This window comes from Nonomuraea sp. LPB2021202275-12-8, assembly GCF_037044575.1.
Lineage (GTDB): Bacteria > Actinomycetota > Actinomycetes > Streptosporangiales > Streptosporangiaceae > Nonomuraea.
Genome location: NZ_JBAHWD010000139.1, coordinates 1 through 738, shown reverse-complemented (window position 1 = coordinate 738; position 738 = coordinate 1). Strand labels below are relative to the sequence as shown.

Genomic DNA, 738 nt, shown 5'->3' with positions numbered 1-738 from the left:
GCCAGGCCACCCACCCGCCCAAGACCATCCCCGAATTGGTCGCCGAGGCCCCCAATAGCGTGTGGGCCTGGGACATCACCAAACTCCGCGGCCCGGACAAGGGCGTGTGGTACTCGCTCTACACGATCATCGACATCTACAGCCGCTATGTCGTCGGCTGGATGGTCGCCTCTCGCGAGTCCGCCGACCTGGCCAAGATGCTCATCGCTACGACCGCACGCAACCACGGCATCGATCCCGGCACGCTCACCCTGCACGCCGACCGCGGCAGCTCGATGAAATCCAAGACCGTCGCCGAGCTTCTCATCGACCTGGGTGTGGCCAAGTCCCACTCCCGGCCCAAGACATCCAATGACAACCCGCATGTGGAGGCGAGCTTCAAGACCCTCAAGTACTGTCCCAACTTCCCCGGCCGGTTCGGCTCCATCGAAGACGCCCGCGCCTTCTGCCAGGACTTTTACACCTGGTACAACCACGAGCACCTCCACTCCGGGATCGGCTACCACCACCCGGTCGACGTGCACTACGGGCGCGCCGCCGCCGTCCGCGACCGGCGCACCGCCGTGCTGGCCATCGCCCAAGCCACCCACCCCGAACGCTTCACCAGCGGCGGCATCCCCACCCCACCCGCCCTGCCCGGCCCCGCCTGGATCAACAAGCCCAAGACCGAAGACACTACAGAGAAGTCGACACAGAATTAGCCCAGCTCAACTGCCTTGATCAAATTGACAGGTTCCG

1 protein-coding gene is annotated in these 738 nt (G+C 64.8%); it reads left to right on the top strand.

Going from position 1 to position 738, the window contains the following annotated elements:
- On the top strand, window positions 1-701 hold a 701-nt coding region (locus V5E28_RS49075; RefSeq protein WP_336217201.1), incomplete at its 5' end, for a DDE-type integrase/transposase/recombinase.
- Between the last annotated feature and the right edge of the window lie 37 nt (window positions 702-738).